The organism is Flammeovirga sp. EKP202 (assembly GCF_014534745.1).
Lineage (GTDB): Bacteria > Bacteroidota > Bacteroidia > Cytophagales > Flammeovirgaceae > Flammeovirga.
On sequence record NZ_JACVVP010000066.1, the window covers coordinates 1 to 17714 of the forward strand.

Genomic DNA, 17714 nt, shown 5'->3' on the forward strand with positions numbered 1-17714 from the left:
TTAAGACAAAAATGAAGAAGAAGGAAGTTTGAAAGTTGATCCTATAAATGCTGGCAGAAAGGCTGATTGAAAGTTGAAGATAATTTAGTTTACAATGCGATGAATTTTGTATTACATTTACGATAGGGGTGTGGTTTTCCAAACTGCATGAGTCATTATAAACTACGCTTGCAAATTAATAGATAATCAAGCTTTATTATAAGATAAGAAATAGGCATAAAATCGATTGAAGTTAGGTTAAATTCAATAGTCATTTCACCTAAAAGTATCAATCATGAAAAAACTACATCTTTTACTCCTGTTGGGGGTATTGTGTCTTTCTTGTTCGGAAAAGAAAAGTGTAAAATTTGCCGTTTGTACAGATGTTCATCAAGACATTATTCACGATGCTCCTCAACGCCTCCAAACCTTTGTAAAGCAAGCTCAGAAAGAAAAAGTAGACTTCATCATTCAATTGGGAGATTTTTGTTATCCCAAAGAGCAGAATCAAGATTTTTTGAAAGTATGGAATTCTTTCACTGGTCAAAAATACCATGTGTTGGGTAATCATGATATGGATGTGTCGTCCAAAGAAGAAGTGATGAAATATATTGATATGAAGAAACGCTTCTATTCTTTTGATCAAGAAGCGTTTCATTTTATAGTATTGGATCCCAATTTCTTTGTAGAAGATTCATCATGTGTAGACTATGAAAAAGGAAATTATTTTGCACACAAGCTCACTAGAGCAACTTTACCACAAAATCAGTTGGACTGGTTGAAAGAGGATCTTGCTCAAACAAATAAAAAAGTGATAGTATTCTCTCATCAGAATCTAGATGGAGAATCAGGTGTGAAAAATAGAGATGCAGTAAGGTGTATTTTTGAAGAAGTCAATCAAGAGAAGAAGAAGGTCATTGCTTGTTTCAGCGGGCATGATCACCACGATGATTATCACGAAATAAACGGTATTCATTACGTAAGAATCAATAGTATGTCTTATGAGTGGGTAGGAAAAGAGTTTCAGTGTAAGGAAAGGTTTTCAGACGAAGTGAATGACTATCGTCCAGCACTGAAGAATACAGTGCCTTATAAAATACCAGTATATGCTATTGTGGAGATCAATGAGCAAGGTTTTATTGATATAATGGGAGTAGAAGGGGATTTTATAGCTCCAGGACCGAAGGATTTAGGAGTGAATTTTGATTATGAGATTTCTCCTTCTGTTTCTGACCGGTATTTGAAGTTTTAGCTTCTTCTTCTAATAAGCAAAGCATGCTTAAAGTTATTTACTTTCGGTTACTTAGAGCATTAAATAAGCCTTTTACATTTATTATTTTTGGTGTAAGAGGCTTTGTTTTTTCTTTTGAAATTGCTAATTATAAAAAACGAAGCTGAACAGCACACCAAAATCCGATTGAAATGAAATTAACTAGCCAATATACCATTACCAATAATGACGTAACATCTATTGATGAGGTCGCCGAACTATGGAAAAAACTATTTTCTCTACATCACTTTCTAAGGTACGAGGTTCATATACAGCCTACTGATAGGGATTGGGTCAGAAGAAGAACAAAGCTGTTGGAAAAAGCCAATGATATGTTGGTTATTACTGCAAAAGCAGATAATAAATTGGTGGGATACCTTATAGTATCCGTACATGAGTGTGATAAAACTGTAGGGGAAATCGAATCACTTTATGTGTTGAAAGAATACCGCAAAGAAGATATTGGAACCGAAATGATGAAGGAAGCGATGGATTGGCTAAATTATAAAGGTGTGGCCATTCAGAAGATTGCTGTTGGGGTAGAAAATGAACAAGTCATTGCATTTTACAATAAGCTTGGTTTTGCTCCTAAATCTATCATTTTGGAAAAAAGAGGAGATGAATCCTATCGCTCAGTGAACAAGTAAAGAAGAATATATTTTCTAATGGGAGTATTCTATAGTACTCCCTCCTATGAACATTTGCTTTATTCTTAATCCACAATTTGTTTGATGAAAGTCTCTTCAGGATAAAGCACTTCAGAAAGAAATAGTCCTTGAGCAGGTGCAAGAAATTTTGCGGCTCTTTCTCTACTTTTAGTAGCGAGCGTTTCCCTCATGTAATCAAGGCTCATTCTTCCCATGCCTACTTCCATCATATTGCCCACAATTATTCGGATCATGCCTCTAAGAAAACGATTGGCTTGAATGTGAAATGACAGTGTGTTTCCATCTTTCACCCAGTACGACTGCATAATGTCACAAATGTGTGTATGTACATCTGCGTGTTTTTTAGAAAAGGCGGTGAAATCTTCAAATTCCAATAAAACCTTAGCCGCTTCTTGAAGCTTATCAAAGTCAGGGTGCCTAAAGTATTGCCAAACTAATCCTTTCTTGAAAGGAGACTTTCCTAAGACAATATCATAGCGGTAACTTCTTTTGGTGGCATCAAAACGGGCATGAGCTTCTTCATCTACTTGCCACAAACTATTTACAGCAATATCATGAGAAAGAAATGAATTGACTCTGTGTAGGAAATTTTTTCCACTTAAATCACCATCAAAGTCAAACTGTGCATACTGTTGGGAGCAGTGTACACCAGTGTCCGTTCTTCCACTTCCAATCGTATTGATTTCTTGACCTAATAGTTTACTTAATACATAATCAAGATGACCTTGAGCGGTCTCTGCATTGGGTTGTGCTTGCCAACCATGATAATTAGTACCTAAATAAGCTATTTCTGCAAAGTATCTCATAGTGGAGGGATTTATCTCTTTTGATGTTGATGCATTATAAACAAAAAAAACCGCAAATTCCATTCAGAACTTGCGGTTTAGCACGGGCAGTAGGATTCGAACCCACGACCTGCGGTTTTGGAGACCGTAACTCTACCAGCTGAGCTATGCCCGTGTGTCTTTCTCTTTAAGACGTTGCAATATTAACGGTTAAATTATTTCTATACAAATCTATATAAAATAATTTTCGAGATAAAATTTTAAACAATTCATTTTGAGGGAGAAAAAAACAGGTGTTAAAGCCAATTAACACCTGTTTTTGGAATAATCTATTGATTTTAGCCTACAGGCCTAGTACTTCAACACCTTGATTAAATACAACATCAGTAGGGATATTGGCATCGTCAATCTTATCTAAGTCCTTTTGAAGTTCAAGAGAAATCTTACCATAAGTTTTGACTAAATCAGTAACTCCTTTGTAATCACCATTACCTTGGAGTTCTAATATTTTGGCAGAAAGTGCATTCATTGCTTCTTCCATTTTAGTGTAATTCACCTTATAGAATCCAGAAGCATCTTGTTCAAAAGCACCATACTCTTTGAAAAAGTTGAAACGTACCATATTTGCAACACCATGTGCTGATGCAGCACCAAAACGAACTGACCTGAAGATACCCGCTAAGAAAGTAGTATAGTAATCTTTTATGTCGCCGTCTATCTCCCCTTTTTTATGTAATTGTGATACCATGTAAAGACCCAAAATATCTGCTTTACCTTCTTCTAGAGCAGATGCGTGTTCTTTCAAAGCTTTTCTAACAGTACCTTTTCCATTGATCGTTTCTTTGATACCCAAACCGTGTGCTACTTCATGGAACATTGTATTGGCAAAGAAAGCATCAAATGTGATATGTTTACGTTGAGAAGGATCGATCAATACTTCTGAAATTGGAACTAAAATCTTGTCGAATTTTGCACGCATAGCGTTTTTCAGCTGCAAACGTCTAGAGCCTTTTTGATCTTGAACTCTTTCGTCATTTGGTAAGTTGATGGCAATTGTTTTGCCTGCCGCGTTACAGTCACCAGCATAATATACCACATCGTATGCATTCAGTTGCGAATCTGTACCAGGCATTTCGTCCTTGTATTTCTTATCTACAGGAAGTCCTTTTTGAAGTTCAGGTAAGAAAGAAGCATACTTTTCTAATTTTTTAGACCATTTCATGTCTTTGATTAATACATAGGCTTCAAAAGAAGCTTTGTAACCAAATAACATGTCTTCATAGTTTTCAATCGGTCCAACCACAAAGTCAATAGGGTTCGATTTCATGTCCATCCATGCTAGGTCAGAGGTAAAGTAATCGTTTGAAACAAATGCTTTTGCTCTTAACTCTAAATACTTTTTCAGTCCTGGATCCTTAGCCAATTGAGCACATTCTAATAACAATGACGAGGCTCTGTCTAACTCCGCTTCAAACTCCTTAGAATAGGGGATTACCTTTAATTCTCCTCTAGGGTCTCTACGAATGACAGTATATAAACTAGTCTTAGCATCGTCCTTTAGGTTATTGAATTCCTCTTTTGTCATGTCTTGAGGATAAAAGTTCGCACCTAAAGGTTTTTCTGGGGTATTATCAATAAATGGCTTATTATCTTGTAATCGGTCCCAAGGGCCATAATTGATCGCTGCATATCTTTTTAATTCATCTGTTGACAAACTTTCTATAAAAGCATCTTTATTACCGTAAGCTTGTTTCCAGAATAAGTTATCCATGATTTCAGCCACTTCAATCATTTTTTTGATCATCAATTTCTGATTTCCGCTCATATGACTTAAGTCTGAAGTAAGTGTGAAATCAGTATAATCGACAAGGTGGTTTACCTTTGGAGCGGCAACAGCTTGTTGAACTTCTTGTTTATGAGGTTGTTCAGCACATCCAATCAGCATGGAAGTACATAAAGAAATACCTACTAGTAAAGATTTTTTCATTCTTCAAATTGTAAATTGTACTATAACCTTTGTATCAAACTAAACTAATTTAGCAACGATAAAAAGTATGAATCGTGTAAATATAAACTATGAAAATCAAATATTTTGGTGATTCTTCTCTACGAGCTATTTATTAAATTCTAATGGCATTTTTTCTTTAGTGTATCAACTCGAATTGGTAAGATATTGTGCTACTTTTTAATATTATCCTTGATTTATCCTAAATGTTAAATTATCATTGAGTCAAATTTTGATGAGTGCCATCTTATTGAAGATACTTGACTTTTGATGTATTTGTGACCACATCAAGTGTTAAGGCAATACCTTGATGCTCTTTCATTCAATTCTACAGGAAAAACTAGACTTTTTACAACTATTGTTCGGGGTTAAATATTACTCCAGTGATTTTGGAATTTAACTGATTTATTATGCAAGAATTACTTAAAGCTTACAAGGTTTTACCACTCCTTATAATGTTCGTGATGGGGTGTACAGAACACGATACGGAAATGTGTTGTCCTCAAAATGATGAGACTTCTTATGAGTTTTCTATTCTGAATAGACAAGGAAAAGACCTTTTGGATGCGTCTGAAGAAGGTACTTACAATACCAACAAGATTAAACTTTACCGTCTGAAAAATGGGAATCGTTCGTTAGTTGAATATACTGACGGAACATCTCCTGTGGGTTATTATATTTATAAATATGAGGGCATTAATAGGATTCGACTTTATTTTGGAAATAATGATGATTTGATCACAGAGGGTATAATTGAATGGTCTGAAAATGAATCAGACATGATTAAGCTAGAGGAAGAATTACAAAATGAAAATGATAATGTCCGAAAGTTGGTAAAGATTACTTATAATAATGTAGTGGTTTGGGATATGTCTAAAAACTTACCACAGAGGTATTTCCAAGTTATAAAGTAAAGAAGTTATTCTCTTATAAAAGGTATAGTTGATAAAGGTTAGTGGAATGTAATAGATTTCCACTAACCTTTTTAATGCTCAATTGATAAATGTGATACTATTGGATAGTGGTCCGATGCTTTTATGGAAGTTTCTGTTTTGAAGGAGTTTAATTGAAGTTGTTGAGAATAAAATATTTGATCAATCCTAAAGGGTAAATCCCTTAATGTAAACCCAAAACCATCTCCTTTATTTTCAAAACTATTTTTGAGAAGATGTTGGAATGAAAAATATCCATAACTGTAAGGAGGTTCATTAAAGTCTCCACATAATACAATAGGGTAAGTACTTTTTTCAATGATACTGAGGAGGATGTCAATTTGTTGCTGACGGAGTAGTGCACCTTTATATATCTTCATTACGGTGCTTGACCATCTGTCCCATCTGTTTTTGTACTTGTTTTCTCCATTATCTAGAATGATAGATTGAAGGTGGCAATTGATCACTTTAATGGTATCATTACTATTGAGTTTTATATCTGTAATTAATATTCCATTAGTAACGGACCCCCCGATGTTTTGGAAGTCAATTTTCTGTTTTTGGATGATTGGAAACTTTGAAATAGTCGCTAATCCGAAAGTGGCGTTTGCACGATCCGTTAGAAAAGCAGGGGCGTATACATTATAACCTCTTCCTGTACCTAAACTTTCATTTGTATTGAAAATATTGGGACGTTTTTTATTCTTCTTCTTTTTAGAGGAATCATGATGATAGTATTCTTGGAAGCAATAGATATCATTATTTGTTGCCTTGAGCCATTCGATCATTTCCTCCGCTTCTTTGTAATCGTGATTGAGGTAACTGTATACATTAAAGACAGAAACATTGTAACTCATAATGGAGAAGTCGCCTTTTTCTTCATTAGGGATGCTGAATTGAAATGTTTTGATGGCGAGTATTAAGAAAAAGAGAATATAGAAAGTAAAGAAATGTAGATAGTATTTTCTTTTATAAATAATCTCCTGTATAGATAAAGGAATAAAACACAATCCCCAAGCAGGAGTGATTAAGGCCCATAGAATTGCCGTAGGGAGTACGGATTCAGGAAGCGTTCCGAGCTGTGAAAAAACAACACATAATACTCCAAAAATTCTAAATTTATTTTGTTTCAAAAAAATCTGCATACCTAGTTTTTGTCACCTTTTTTTTTCTTAAAAAAAATTAATTTGTAAACATACTGCAAGTTATATGAATATATGACATAAGTCATGTTTGTTCTGTTGAATCTTTATTCATCAATGATTTTACAAAGAAATAAATGTTGACGAAAGTCAATAATTATGGTTGATGAATGTCATGTAATAGGATTTAATAGGTCGAGTATATTTGTATCATATTAGTATAGGACTCTTTTTATTTAAATATCTTATGAGTGCAATTATCGTATTGATTGGAATCAGTTTGATTGTGGCCTTGATTTTTCTGGGTATCTTCATTTGGTCTGTGAAATCTAATCAGTATGAGGATACTTACACTCCAAGCATCCGAATATTATTCGAAGAAGATGATCGACAACGAACAGCAACACAAGCAGGAGACGACGAGCGCTAACTTAGAGCATTTTTCGTACGACAATGTGATTGTGAAGAATTTTGCAATCGCCACAATGTTTTGGGGAATAGCCGGGATGGTCGTTGGACTAGTCGTGGCTTTGCAATTAGCAAACCCTATTTTCAACTTTGATACGTCATGGTTGACTTTCGGTAGATTAAGACCACTACACACCAATGCAGTGATTTTTGCATTTGTAGGTAATGGTATGTTCGCCGGTATTTATTATTCATTACCTCGTTTGGTAAAAGCTAGAATGTACAGTGACTTACTCGGAAAGATTCATTTCTGGGGATGGCAGTTAATTATTTTATCCGCATTAATCACATTACCATTAGGCTTTACACAAGGTAAGGAATATGCTGAATTAGAATGGCCAATTGATATTGCCATTGCATTAATTTGGGTAGTTTTTGGTCTTAACATGATCATGACATTGGTCAAAAGACGTGAAAGACACTTATATGTAGCCATCTGGTTCTATTTAGCAACTTTCGTAACGGTAGCAGTTTTACACATTGTAAACAGTTTATCATTACCGTTATCATTATTCAATTCTTACTCTGTTTTTGCAGGGGTACAAGATGCATTAGTACAATGGTGGTATGGTCACAATGCCGTGGCATTCTTCCTTACTACTCCTTATTTAGGTTTAATGTACTACTTCGTACCTAAGGCAGCCAACAGACCTGTATACTCATACAGATTATCCATCATTCACTTCTGGTCACTGATCTTTATCTATATCTGGGCTGGACCTCACCACTTATTATACACTGCACTTCCTGACTGGGCTCAGTCGTTAGGTACTGTATTCTCAGTAATGTTGATTGCTCCATCATGGGGTGGTATGTTGAACGGTTTATTGACACTTCGTGGTGTTTGGGATAAAGTTCGTACAGAACCTGTATTGAAGTTTATGGTAGTGGCACTAACTGCTTACGGTATGGCCACTTTTGAAGGACCAATGTTATCTTTCAAAAATGTAAATGCTATAACACACTATACTGACTGGACAATTGCCCACGTTCACGTAGGTGCATTAGGATGGAACGGTTTCTTAACATTCGGTATGTTATACTGGTTGTTCCCTAAGATGTACCGTACAAAACTTCACTCATTGAAGTTGGCAAACGTTCACTTCTGGTTAGGAACATTAGGTATTGTATTCTATGTAGTACCAATGTACTGGGCAGGTTTGACACAGTCATTAATGTGGAAAGAATTCACTCCAGAAGGTTTCTTGAAGTATCCTAACTTCTTAGAAACAGTTACTCAAATTGTACCAATGTACATGTTGAGAGCAGTGGGTGGTTTATTATATGTTGTAGGTGCATTAGTAGGTGTTTATAACTACTACATGACAGCTACTTCAGGTAACTTACAAAGAGAAGAAGAAGCAAGTGCTCCAGCATTACAAGGATCGCACAAAGTGAAGAGATGGCACGAATGGATCGAGGCTCGTCCTATCCAAATGACTATTTTCTCTTTCGTAGCGATTTCAATTGGTGGTATTGTTGAATTCTTACCAACTTATTTCGTGGAAGAAAATACACCGACAATTGCGACGGTGAAACCATATACTCCTCTTGAGTTAAAGGGACGTGATATCTACATCAGAGAAGGATGTTATTTATGTCACTCTCAAATGATCCGACCTTTCCGTTCTGAAACAGAAAGATATGGAGATTACTCTAAATCAGGTGAGTTTGTTTATGACCATCCATTCCAATGGGGTTCTAAACGTACAGGTCCAGATTTAGCAAGATTAGGAGGGAAGTACCCAGATTCATGGCACTACAACCATATGTTAGATCCAGGATCTATGTCACCAGGTTCAATTATGCCATCTTACCCATGGTTATTGGAAGACGACATTTCTGTTGATGATGTTCCTGCTCAAATCGCATTGATGAGAAACTTGGGAGTACCATATGAAGAAGGTTATGAGGAAAAAGCAGTTGCTGATTTGGATAAGCAAGCAGAAGAAATTACTGAAAGCTTAATCAATGACGGTTCAGATACTGCACCTCGTAAGGAAATTGTTGCCTTGATCGCTTACTTACAGCGTTTAGGTATCGATGCAGGTCAAGCAAGTAACCTTCCATTAAAATAGATTAGACTTGTTTACTCCTGATACTTTTAATCAGGAGTAAACATTCTGAATAACATAAAGTTATGTATAAAGATGTACTTAGATCTATAGAGGGAATTGATATTTTTCCAGTAATAGGGTTCCTTATCTTTTTCACTTTCTTTTTAGCATGGAGTCTCTACGCTTTTAAGATGAAAAATGATACGGTATCTGAAATATCAAACCTGCCTTTAGATTTAGACGAAGAGAAAGAAAATGACAGCACAAATGAATTTAAGTAAACTTTCAAAGCCATTATTGTCATTTGTATTGACAATCAGTGCAATCTTATTAAACGCTTCATCAACTTTTGCAGCGTCATCAATGCAGGAATCATTAAATATGATGAATGCAAGTGAATGGGCAGTAACATTGTTAGGGTTTGCGATTATTGTTTTTTTCTTAATCTTCCTAGTATTGGCATTGGTCTTTTATACTGTAGTTGTTACAAAAAAACATTCGATTCAATAGGTAAAACCAACTATTGACTCTCAAACTGAACAGGTCATGAAATCTGCAAATAAAAAAATATTATCGCTTTTAGCACTTACCCTTACGGGTAACGCTGCCTGGGCATCAGATCAGTTGATCTATGGGCTAGATAATTTTGATTTACTTATCTATGTTCTAGGATCAGTATTAGTATTACTCTTCTTTGCTATTCTTATTATAGCTTTAGGTCTTCTTTTCATTGTGAAAGAAAGCTTGAAAAAAGCACCTAAAACAGCAGAAGATGTAGCCTTCGAAATGGAAGGTGAAACAGGGTGGAAAGGTTTTTTAGCAAGAATTAATGCTGCTAAACCAATCGCTTTGGAGAAAGATATCATCATGGATCACAATTATGATGGTATTCAAGAATTAGACAACGACCTTCCACCTTGGTGGAAAGCCTTGTTCTATGCTTGTATCGTTATAGCTTTCGGTTACCTTGGTGTATATCACTGGTGGGCTGAAGCAGATGGTGAGCCTGTGTCAATCGCTGAATATCATTATGATGTGGAGCAAGCTGAAATTGCAAAGAAAGAGTATTTAGCGACAATGGCTAACGCTATCGATGAAACAAATGTAGAGGTGGCAGTAGAAGCTTCTGCTTTGGCTTCAGGTAAAAAAGCATTTGATGCCAACTGTAAAGCGTGTCACGGTGGTGCTGGTGAAGGTGGTGTTGGACCAAACCTTACGGATGAGTACTGGTTACACGGAGGTGACGTAAAAAGCATCTTCAAGACGATCAAGTATGGTGTACCTGCAAAAGGTATGTTGGCTTGGGAAGCGAAGTTAACACCATTACAAATTCAAGAAGTATCAAGCTACATTTTAAGCTTACAAGGTACTAACCCTCCAAACGGTAAAGCACCTCAAGGAGAAAAAGTAGCAATGTAAAAATTGCTTAGAAATAAAAAAGGGTAGCCTGAAGAGGTTACCCTTTTTATAGTTTCTATATATTAACATATCATCATATATAAGTACTTGAGATTGTGCAAGAAGACGCCTATTTTAATATGTAAATATGTGTTAGCAGCATACTCAAAGTAAGTTCCAATTTGATTAAATTTGGAATAAGCAGAGGAATAAAAGTTTGTTCGGAATTATCCACAACTGAACAGATTACAAAAACGACCTATAGTCATGAGAAAAGATCTACATTCCCAATCACCAGAGTCATTTCGTGATAGTATATCTACTGTAGATGCCGAAGGTAAAAGAGTTTGGCTTTACCCCAAAAAGCCAAGCGGTAGATATTATAATGCAAGAAAATGGGTAGCCTACATACTAATAGCTTTCTTCTTTGTTGGCCCATTCATCAAAATTAATGGACAACCTTTCTTTATGATGAACATATTAGAAAGGCAATTTGTCATTTTTGGACGTTTATTCGTTCCACAAGACTTTTTTGTATTTGTATTGATTATGATCGCCCTGATCATTTTTATCGTACTTTTTACCGTAGTCTATGGTAGAGTATGGTGTGGTTGGACTTGTCCACAAACCGTATTTATGGAAATGGTATTCCGCAGAATAGAATATTGGATAGAAGGAGATGCAAATCAGAAAAGAAAACTAGATCAAGCACCTTGGACACAAGAGAAAATTCTCAAGAAGGGAACAAAGCACACAATCTTTGTGATTTTCTCATTAGCAATAGCCAACATGGTGTTAGGATACATCGTTGGAGGTGATGCATTGGTCAATATGATCACAAGTAAACCCGCTGAAAACTGGCCTGTATTCTTGGCTCATATTGCTTTTGCAGGTATATTCTATTTTGTTTTTGCACGTTTCAGAGAGCAAGCGTGTACGCAGGTTTGTCCTTATGGTCGTTTACAAGGAGTATTTTTGGACAAAGATTCCATTGTAATTTCTTATGATCACGTAAGGGGTGAACCAAGAGGTAAATTGAAAAAGAAAAAGGCATCAAGTGGTTGTGGTGGATGCGGTAGTTCATCTGCTGCTGTAAAACCGATTGTTGGTAGAGCCAAGAAGCCTAAAGTAAATCCAAGTCCTCTTCCTGAAATCAAGAAGCCTGATGTAGAAGAAGTAAAAGCTCCAGTTTCTGAAGAAAAAGAAACAGTGAGAAAGATGACATTGGAAGATGTGAATCCTACTGTATCAACAGATCAACCATTAGGTGATTGTATTGATTGTAAGTTGTGCGTTCATGTTTGTCCAACAGGTATTGATATTCGAAATGGTACGCAGTTAGAATGCGTTAACTGTACGGCATGTATTGATGCTTGTGATGAGGTGATGGACAAAATTGATAAACCAAGAGGTCTGATCCGATTTGCGTCAGCCAATGACATTGAAAAAGGGAAACCATTCAAATTTACTGCTAGAATCAAGGCGTATACAGCCGTATTGCTGATCTTGGTAGGTGCGATTTCATTAGCATTAGTCAAACGTGGAGAAGTAGAAGTAACAGTACTAAGAGCACCAGGTATGCTTTATCAGAAAGCAGAAAATGGTGACATCAGAAATTTATACACCATACAATTAGTAAATAAAAGCAATAATAGTTTTGACGATTTGGATGTACTCTTGGTAGATCCAGAAGGAAAAATTACAATTGCTGGAGGTGATATGCAATTAAAAGAAGGAGCACATTTAGATGGTGCATTCTTTATTGATATTGCTCCTGAAAATCTGGATGGAATGAAGAATAAAATTACCATCAAGATTATGAATGGAGAAGAGGAATTAGATGAATTAACGACTAATTTCCTTGGTCCAATAAAAAAATAAAAGGGTTCTAGAGGTTCATTTTGAGTCTCTAGAATACTTGTTTATAACAAACTTTAGATAGAACAAACATGAAATTAAATTGGGGTTGGGGAATAGTGATAGTATTCAGTGTTTTTGGAGTCACTATGATTGGTTTAGTAATTAAGATGTTTACAGTACCTGTAAATATGGTCTCAAAAGATTACTATGCGGAAGAGCAACGTTTTGAACAAACAGTTAAGAAGAAGGAGAATACCAAAAAATTATCAATAGCACCTGTACTAGCCTTAAATAAAGAAAAAGGAACTGTAGATATTATTCTTCCTCCTGAATTAAAAAGTGCGGAAGGGAGTATCCGATTTTTCAGACCCTCAGATTCTCGTTTAGATTTTAATGTGAAATTAGACGTGAATGCTGACAATGAACAAAATATAGATGCTTCAAGAATAGTGAAAGGAAGATGGATCATTCAGGTTAACTTTTCAGACAGTGGGGTAGATTATTTATTTGAAAAAGCATTGGTACTATAATAATGACAGAATTATATCTAACAGCATTGGGTTTAGGTTTTGCAGGAAGTTTCCATTGTTTGGGGATGTGTGGCCCCATTGCTTTAGCAATTCAAGGAGGAAAAACTACAGGGCCTAGACTTGTAGTAGATCGTTTGCTCTATAATCTTGGAAGAGCGTTTACCTATGGAATGTTAGGAGCATTTGCAGGGCTATTAGGTCAAGGTTTATCATGGCTGATTGGTTACCAAGTCTATTTGACGCTCTTCTTGGCGGTAATGATGATTGCCTTTGGCATCTTTTCAGTCAATCCTGATAAGTTATTAAAATTGGTGCCGTTCTTAGGAGAATGGTTTCAGTTTGTACGAAAGCAGCTAGGGAAATTCATGCGTCAGGCAAAGTGGCATACCTTCTTCAGCATTGGTGTACTGAATGGCTTTCTTCCTTGCGGATTAGTATATATGGCCATGTTTACGGCACTATCAACAGGCAGTGTTTCAGAAGGTATGGGCTATATGTTTGCCTTTGGATTAGGGACTATTCCAATGATGTTTGCGGTGGCTGTTGCAGGTCAATTTATTGAAACAAAAGTTCGAAATAATGTAAGAAAAATCTACCCAATATTATTTTTAGCAATGGGTACATTACTTTTATGGAGAGCCTATAATATACATCAATCATCAGAAGGAATAGATGAAAAACCTGCTGATCAAGTGGAAATGAAATGTCATTAAAAAGAGAGGAAAAAATGCCAGAACACGAAATCAAAACATGTCAACGATGTGGTAAAACATTCGAGTGCAAAGTAGGGAACATTACTCAATGTCAATGTTATGAAGTGAAGTTGACGTATGAAGAAACACAGAAAATGAGAGAAGAGTACGACGAATGTTTGTGTGCGGCATGTATGTTGGATTTGCAAATCAAATATAGAAAGGAGCAAATTCAGAAATCATGAATTAATCGAAAATTTGAATATTTAGAATGCTACGGGATCTTATTTCGTGGCATTTTTTTATGTCAAAAAATCAATTGACAACACGAAACTGTAATTCAATAAAAAAATATCAAAAAAAAATAGATTGTATATTCTCTAGTTTTCTCGAAATGAAAACAAGAGTGTAGATTGTTATATTAATCAGGTTTATTTCATTCTAAACAATGGATTCTATTCTTTAATCAACATCTTTGTTACAACAGATAAAATTTTAAGTGAAGGATGTTTCACCAAATATATGAATTGTATTTTAAGTAGATTTGGTTTGATTATTAGGTTTTAGGCAGGAGTTGTAATTTGTGATTTAAAAAACTACTTCGATATATTTGTGCACGGCTATTAAAGTATTATCATATTCTAATTTACTAACTATTTAAACATTGCCTTTGCTAACAGGCATTATTAAATCCAATTCAATAACTTTAACTAAAACGATGAAAAAAGTTTTACTCGCTGTAATTCTATTTGGGATTTTCAGCATCACTAACTTAAAAGCTCAAGAGTTAATACGTCTCGATCAAACCAGCAACGAGCGAAAACAGAAAATTACTCTACAACAAGCTGAAAGTGTACTTAGAGAAAGATTAAACTTGGGAGTACCAAGTAGTTTTAAACCAATTGAAACTAGAGTTGATGAGCTAGGAATTAGTCATCGAAGATTTCAAGAGTTTTTTGAAGGTATAAAAGTAGAGTATGGTGGTTATACTCTTAATTTCAAAGGAGAAAACCCTTTGTCAATTGTGCACCATGTGAAGCCAATTAAGCTGCAATCAATTAAGGCCTCTTTGTCTGAAGAAGAAGCTTTAGAGGTAGCTGTCGGTATGATTGGTGCAACGAAGTACATGTGGCAAAGAGCAGACGAAGCAGAAATTGCATTGCAAATGTCAGAAGGAGAAAAGAATACTTTCTACCCTAAAGGCGAACTTGTAATTGTACCCAATTATGAGGCCGCTGATAAGGCATTTCGTTTTCAACCTGTTTTAGCCTATAAGTTTGATATTTACGCAGAACAACCTTTAAGCAGGTCCTATGTGTATGTAGATGCACATACGGGTGACATTGTGCACGTTAATCCAATTATCAAACATGCAACGGCTGAAGGATCTCTCGTTACTCGTTATTCAGGAACGAAAACGTCTAATACTGATGCTTATAATGGCTCTTATCGATTAAGAGATTATTCGAGAGGAAACGGTATTGAAACGTATGATATGAATACCGGAACAAACTATAATCAAGCTGTTGATTTTGTTGATAATGACAATAATTGGACTTCGGCAGAATGGAATAATTCTCAGAAAGACAATGCGGCATTAGATGCACATTGGGGAGCACAGATGACGTATGATTATTTCATGTCTACCCATAACCGAGACAGTTGGGATGGTAATGGAGCAGCAATCAAAAGTTATGTACATTTTGATAACGCTTATGATAATGCATTTTGGAATGGCTCAGTGATGACTTATGGAGATGGAAGCGATACTTACTTTGATGCATTGACATCATTGGATGTTGCTGCACATGAAATAGGACATGCAATTTGTGAAAAAACAGCCAACTTGGTTTACCAAAGAGAGTCAGGAGCACTCAATGAAGGTTTCTCAGATATTTGGGCTGCATGTGTTGAGTCTTACGCTGCTCCTGAAAAAGATATTTGGTTGATCGGTGAGGATATCGAAAGAAGATCGACAAGTCAAGCATTACGTTCAATGAGTAATCCAAAATCGGAAAATCAGCCAGATACTTATGGGGGTACCAATTGGTATAATCCAAATTGTGGAACGCCAACACGAAATAATGATTATTGTGGAGTGCATATTAATAGTGGCGTTTTAAATTATTGGTTCTATTTATTGACAGAAGGAAAAACCGGAACCAATGACCTTGGAACTGCTTATTCAGTAGCAGGTATTGGCATTGACAAAGCAGGTAGAATTGCTTACAGAACAGAAGCCGTTTACCTTTCTTCTACTTCTACTTTTGCAGATGCTCGTACATTTTCAATCCAATCGGCCGTAGATCTTTATGGTGCAGGATCAAATGAAGAAATCCAAACAACAAATGCATGGCATGCTGTGGGTGTTGGAGCAAAATATGGAGAGGCATCAGCTTATTGTGCATCAAAAGGTAGTGATGCTTCTTATGAATGGATTGCCAATGTAACCGTTGGTGACCTCGTAAATACTTCAGGAACTAATGGAGGTTATAATAATTTTTCAGCAACCGAATCTGTAACCTTAGAAGCAGGCAATACTTATAATGTGTCACTTTCTCCAGGCTTTTCAAATCAAGCTTATAATGAATATTGGAAAATATGGATTGATTTAAATGCAGATGGTGATTTTGATGATGCCAATGAGCTTGTTTTTGATGGAGGAACACTTTCGAATACGACAAAAACAGGGACAATCACAATTCCATCAAATACTGATGCAACTACTACACGAATGAGAGTTTCTATGAAGTACAATGGTGCTCAAACAGTTTGTGAAACTTTTGACTATGGTGAAGTTGAAGATTATGCCGTTGAAATCACATCCGGTACTCAAGGTGCTATTTGTGCAGTTCCAACTGATTTATCTACAAACACTATTACATCAAGTACTGTAGATTTATCATGGAATAATGTAGGGTCTGCGAATGATTACACTGTACGATTAAGAGAGCAAGGAAGTACATGGAGCACCTACACTGCTACTACAAATGCGGCATCATTCAGTGGATTGTCCACTGCGACAACTTATGAAGTACAGGTAGCTTCAAATTGTACTTCTGGAAGTTCTGCTTTTTCGTCTTCTATTTCATTTACGACAACAAGTGGTGGTGGTATTCCTTCAAATTATTGTTCGTCAAATGGAAATGATGATTCTTATTTCTGGATTGATGATGTGAGATTTGGCTCATTGTCTAATAGTAGTAATGCAGATGGTGGGTATTCTGATTATACTTCATTGAGTGCAGGAACACTAGTAAAAGGAACAGATCAGACTATTTCTTTCAGTGCAGGGTATAGCGGGACTAATTACACGGTCTATTGGTCAATATGGATAGATTATAATCAAGATGGAGACTTTGAGGATTCAGGAGAACTATTTGTTCAAGGCTCATCAAGCAGTGCCAACTTATTATCTTCTACTCAGACTATTCCTGCATCAGCACAAAGTGGTCTTACTCGAATGAGAGTGGCCATGAAATATGGGAGTGCTTCGACTCCATGTGAATCGTTTACTTATGGAGAAGTCGAAGATTATACCGTCAATATTTCTAACAGTGCAAGTATAAATACCATTGCTCAAACCCTATCCAACACTAGAGTAGAAGCATTGGGTAGTGCATTGACACATTCATCATTTGATGTTTATCCCAACCCTGCCCAATCTATTATTAATATTAATACAGGAGTTTTTGCAGGAAATGGTACCTTATCCATTTTTAATATAAATGGTCAACAAGTACTTTCTCAATCAGTCGATACAGAGAAAGTGGTGATTCCAGTGCAAACTCTTCAAAAGGGTATGTACTTGATAAAAGTTAGCAATGCATTAGAGTCCAAAACGAAGAAGTTCATTGTAGAATAATAAGTACTAAGGCAAAATTATTTTCATACTAATTCTATTTATTGTTTTGCGATTACTTCCTTC

Annotated in this window: 16 protein-coding genes and 1 tRNA gene; 13 read left to right on the forward strand and 4 right to left on the reverse strand. The window is 35.8% G+C overall.

Annotated elements, in window-relative coordinates; translation table 11 throughout:
• Nucleotides 1-274: 274 nt before the first annotated feature.
• Nucleotides 275-1231, forward strand: coding sequence for a metallophosphoesterase (locus IC221_RS25860; protein WP_188171717.1), 957 nt, complete (start codon nucleotides 275-277; stop codon nucleotides 1229-1231).
• Nucleotides 1232-1401: 170 nt separating this feature from the next.
• Complete coding sequence (locus IC221_RS25865) at nucleotides 1402-1896, forward strand: GNAT family N-acetyltransferase (protein ID WP_188171718.1); 495 nt, start codon at nucleotides 1402-1404, stop codon at nucleotides 1894-1896.
• Between the two features lie 65 nt (nucleotides 1897-1961).
• Here the strand turns inward: IC221_RS25865 and truA are convergent, their stop codons facing one another.
• The 3 genes from truA to IC221_RS25880 all read right to left on the reverse strand — a co-directional run bounded on the left by truA (nucleotide 1962) and on the right by IC221_RS25880 (nucleotide 4689).
• Nucleotides 1962-2723: a tRNA pseudouridine(38-40) synthase TruA gene (gene truA / locus IC221_RS25870; protein WP_188171719.1), complete on the reverse strand. Its 762-nt coding sequence runs from the start codon at nucleotides 2721-2723 to the stop codon at nucleotides 1962-1964.
• Nucleotides 2724-2804: 81 nt separating this feature from the next.
• Nucleotides 2805-2877, reverse strand: a tRNA-Trp gene (locus IC221_RS25875).
• Between the two features lie 168 nt (nucleotides 2878-3045).
• The gene (locus IC221_RS25880) at nucleotides 3046-4689 is read right to left on the reverse strand and encodes a Zn-dependent hydrolase (RefSeq protein ID WP_188171720.1); all 1644 of its coding nucleotides are present in this window, start codon (nucleotides 4687-4689) and stop codon (nucleotides 3046-3048) included.
• A 428-nt stretch (nucleotides 4690-5117) separates the two neighbouring features.
• Between IC221_RS25880 and IC221_RS25885 the strand changes: the two genes are divergently transcribed.
• Nucleotides 5118-5621: a hypothetical protein gene (locus IC221_RS25885; protein WP_188171721.1), complete on the forward strand. Its 504-nt coding sequence runs from the start codon at nucleotides 5118-5120 to the stop codon at nucleotides 5619-5621.
• 71 nt (nucleotides 5622-5692) lie between these two features.
• On the opposite strand, the gene IC221_RS25890 is transcribed toward IC221_RS25885, so the two are convergent.
• Complete coding sequence (locus tag IC221_RS25890; RefSeq protein ID WP_188171722.1) at nucleotides 5693-6784, reverse strand: endonuclease/exonuclease/phosphatase family protein; 1092 nt, start codon at nucleotides 6782-6784, stop codon at nucleotides 5693-5695.
• A 244-nt stretch (nucleotides 6785-7028) separates the two neighbouring features.
• On the opposite strand from IC221_RS25890, the gene ccoS reads away from it, so the two are divergent.
• From ccoS to IC221_RS25940, 10 genes are all read left to right on the forward strand, one after another.
• Nucleotides 7029-7211 carry a cbb3-type cytochrome oxidase assembly protein CcoS gene (gene ccoS, locus IC221_RS25895; protein ID WP_044206551.1) on the forward strand — a complete coding sequence of 61 codons (183 nt, stop codon included), beginning with the start codon at nucleotides 7029-7031 and terminating at the stop codon, nucleotides 7209-7211.
• Nucleotides 7165-9327, forward strand: coding sequence for a cytochrome-c oxidase, cbb3-type subunit I (gene ccoN / locus IC221_RS25900; protein ID WP_188171723.1), 2163 nt, complete (start codon nucleotides 7165-7167; stop codon nucleotides 9325-9327). The genes ccoS and ccoN overlap by 47 nt, the downstream gene beginning before the upstream one ends.
• A gap of 62 nt (nucleotides 9328-9389) precedes the next feature.
• On the forward strand, nucleotides 9390-9587 hold the full coding sequence (locus IC221_RS25905) for a hypothetical protein (RefSeq protein ID WP_044206547.1): 198 nt from the start codon (nucleotides 9390-9392) through the stop codon (nucleotides 9585-9587).
• Entirely contained in the window at nucleotides 9574-9816 is a 243-nt protein-coding gene (locus tag IC221_RS25910; protein ID WP_188171724.1) for a hypothetical protein, read from the forward strand. Before IC221_RS25905 ends, IC221_RS25910 begins: the two co-directional genes overlap by 14 nt.
• A 36-nt stretch (nucleotides 9817-9852) precedes the next feature.
• Nucleotides 9853-10725 carry a cbb3-type cytochrome c oxidase N-terminal domain-containing protein gene (locus tag IC221_RS25915; RefSeq protein WP_188171725.1) on the forward strand — a complete coding sequence of 291 codons (873 nt, stop codon included), beginning with the start codon at nucleotides 9853-9855 and terminating at the stop codon, nucleotides 10723-10725.
• A 246-nt stretch (nucleotides 10726-10971) separates the two neighbouring features.
• Entirely contained in the window at nucleotides 10972-12585 is a 1614-nt protein-coding gene (locus IC221_RS25920) for a 4Fe-4S dicluster domain-containing protein (RefSeq protein ID WP_188171726.1), read from the forward strand.
• A gap of 68 nt (nucleotides 12586-12653) precedes the next feature.
• Nucleotides 12654-13094, forward strand: a complete 441-nt coding sequence (locus IC221_RS25925) for a FixH family protein (RefSeq protein ID WP_188171727.1) — start codon at nucleotides 12654-12656, stop codon at nucleotides 13092-13094.
• A 2-nt stretch (nucleotides 13095-13096) separates the two neighbouring features.
• Nucleotides 13097-13807 (forward strand): sulfite exporter TauE/SafE family protein, encoded by a 711-nt coding sequence (locus IC221_RS25930; protein ID WP_188171728.1) that lies wholly within the window; start codon nucleotides 13097-13099, stop codon nucleotides 13805-13807.
• Complete coding sequence (locus tag IC221_RS25935) at nucleotides 13798-14031, forward strand: cysteine-rich CWC family protein (protein ID WP_223241499.1); 234 nt, start codon at nucleotides 13798-13800, stop codon at nucleotides 14029-14031. Before IC221_RS25930 ends, IC221_RS25935 begins: the two co-directional genes overlap by 10 nt.
• 473 nt (nucleotides 14032-14504) lie before the next feature.
• Entirely contained in the window at nucleotides 14505-17651 is a 3147-nt protein-coding gene (locus IC221_RS25940; RefSeq protein ID WP_188171729.1) for a M4 family metallopeptidase, read from the forward strand.
• Nucleotides 17652-17714 lie beyond the last annotated feature (63 nt).

What these genes read in the sequence shown, in the direction of transcription:
- IC221_RS25860 (WP_188171717.1), top strand. Translation starts at nt 275, where the DNA reads ATGAAAAAACTACATCTTTTACTCCTGTTGGGGGTATTGTGTCTTTCT.
- IC221_RS25865 (WP_188171718.1), top strand. Translation starts at nt 1,402, where the DNA reads ATGAAATTAACTAGCCAATATACCATTACCAATAATGACGTAACATCT.
- truA (WP_188171719.1), bottom strand. Translation starts at nt 2,723, where the DNA reads ATGAGATACTTTGCAGAAATAGCTTATTTAGGTACTAATTATCATGGT.
- IC221_RS25880 (WP_188171720.1), bottom strand. Translation starts at nt 4,689, where the DNA reads ATGAAAAAATCTTTACTAGTAGGTATTTCTTTATGTACTTCCATGCTG.
- IC221_RS25885 (WP_188171721.1), top strand. Translation starts at nt 5,118, where the DNA reads ATGCAAGAATTACTTAAAGCTTACAAGGTTTTACCACTCCTTATAATG.
- IC221_RS25890 (WP_188171722.1), bottom strand. Translation starts at nt 6,784, where the DNA reads ATGCAGATTTTTTTGAAACAAAATAAATTTAGAATTTTTGGAGTATTA.
- ccoS (WP_044206551.1), top strand. Translation starts at nt 7,029, where the DNA reads ATGAGTGCAATTATCGTATTGATTGGAATCAGTTTGATTGTGGCCTTG.
- ccoN (WP_188171723.1), top strand. Translation starts at nt 7,165, where the DNA reads ATGATCGACAACGAACAGCAACACAAGCAGGAGACGACGAGCGCTAAC.
- IC221_RS25905 (WP_044206547.1), top strand. Translation starts at nt 9,390, where the DNA reads ATGTATAAAGATGTACTTAGATCTATAGAGGGAATTGATATTTTTCCA.
- IC221_RS25910 (WP_188171724.1), top strand. Translation starts at nt 9,574, where the DNA reads ATGAATTTAAGTAAACTTTCAAAGCCATTATTGTCATTTGTATTGACA.
- IC221_RS25915 (WP_188171725.1), top strand. Translation starts at nt 9,853, where the DNA reads ATGAAATCTGCAAATAAAAAAATATTATCGCTTTTAGCACTTACCCTT.
- IC221_RS25920 (WP_188171726.1), top strand. Translation starts at nt 10,972, where the DNA reads ATGAGAAAAGATCTACATTCCCAATCACCAGAGTCATTTCGTGATAGT.
- IC221_RS25925 (WP_188171727.1), top strand. Translation starts at nt 12,654, where the DNA reads ATGAAATTAAATTGGGGTTGGGGAATAGTGATAGTATTCAGTGTTTTT.
- IC221_RS25930 (WP_188171728.1), top strand. Translation starts at nt 13,097, where the DNA reads ATGACAGAATTATATCTAACAGCATTGGGTTTAGGTTTTGCAGGAAGT.
- IC221_RS25935 (WP_223241499.1), top strand. Translation starts at nt 13,798, where the DNA reads ATGTCATTAAAAAGAGAGGAAAAAATGCCAGAACACGAAATCAAAACA.
- IC221_RS25940 (WP_188171729.1), top strand. Translation starts at nt 14,505, where the DNA reads ATGAAAAAAGTTTTACTCGCTGTAATTCTATTTGGGATTTTCAGCATC.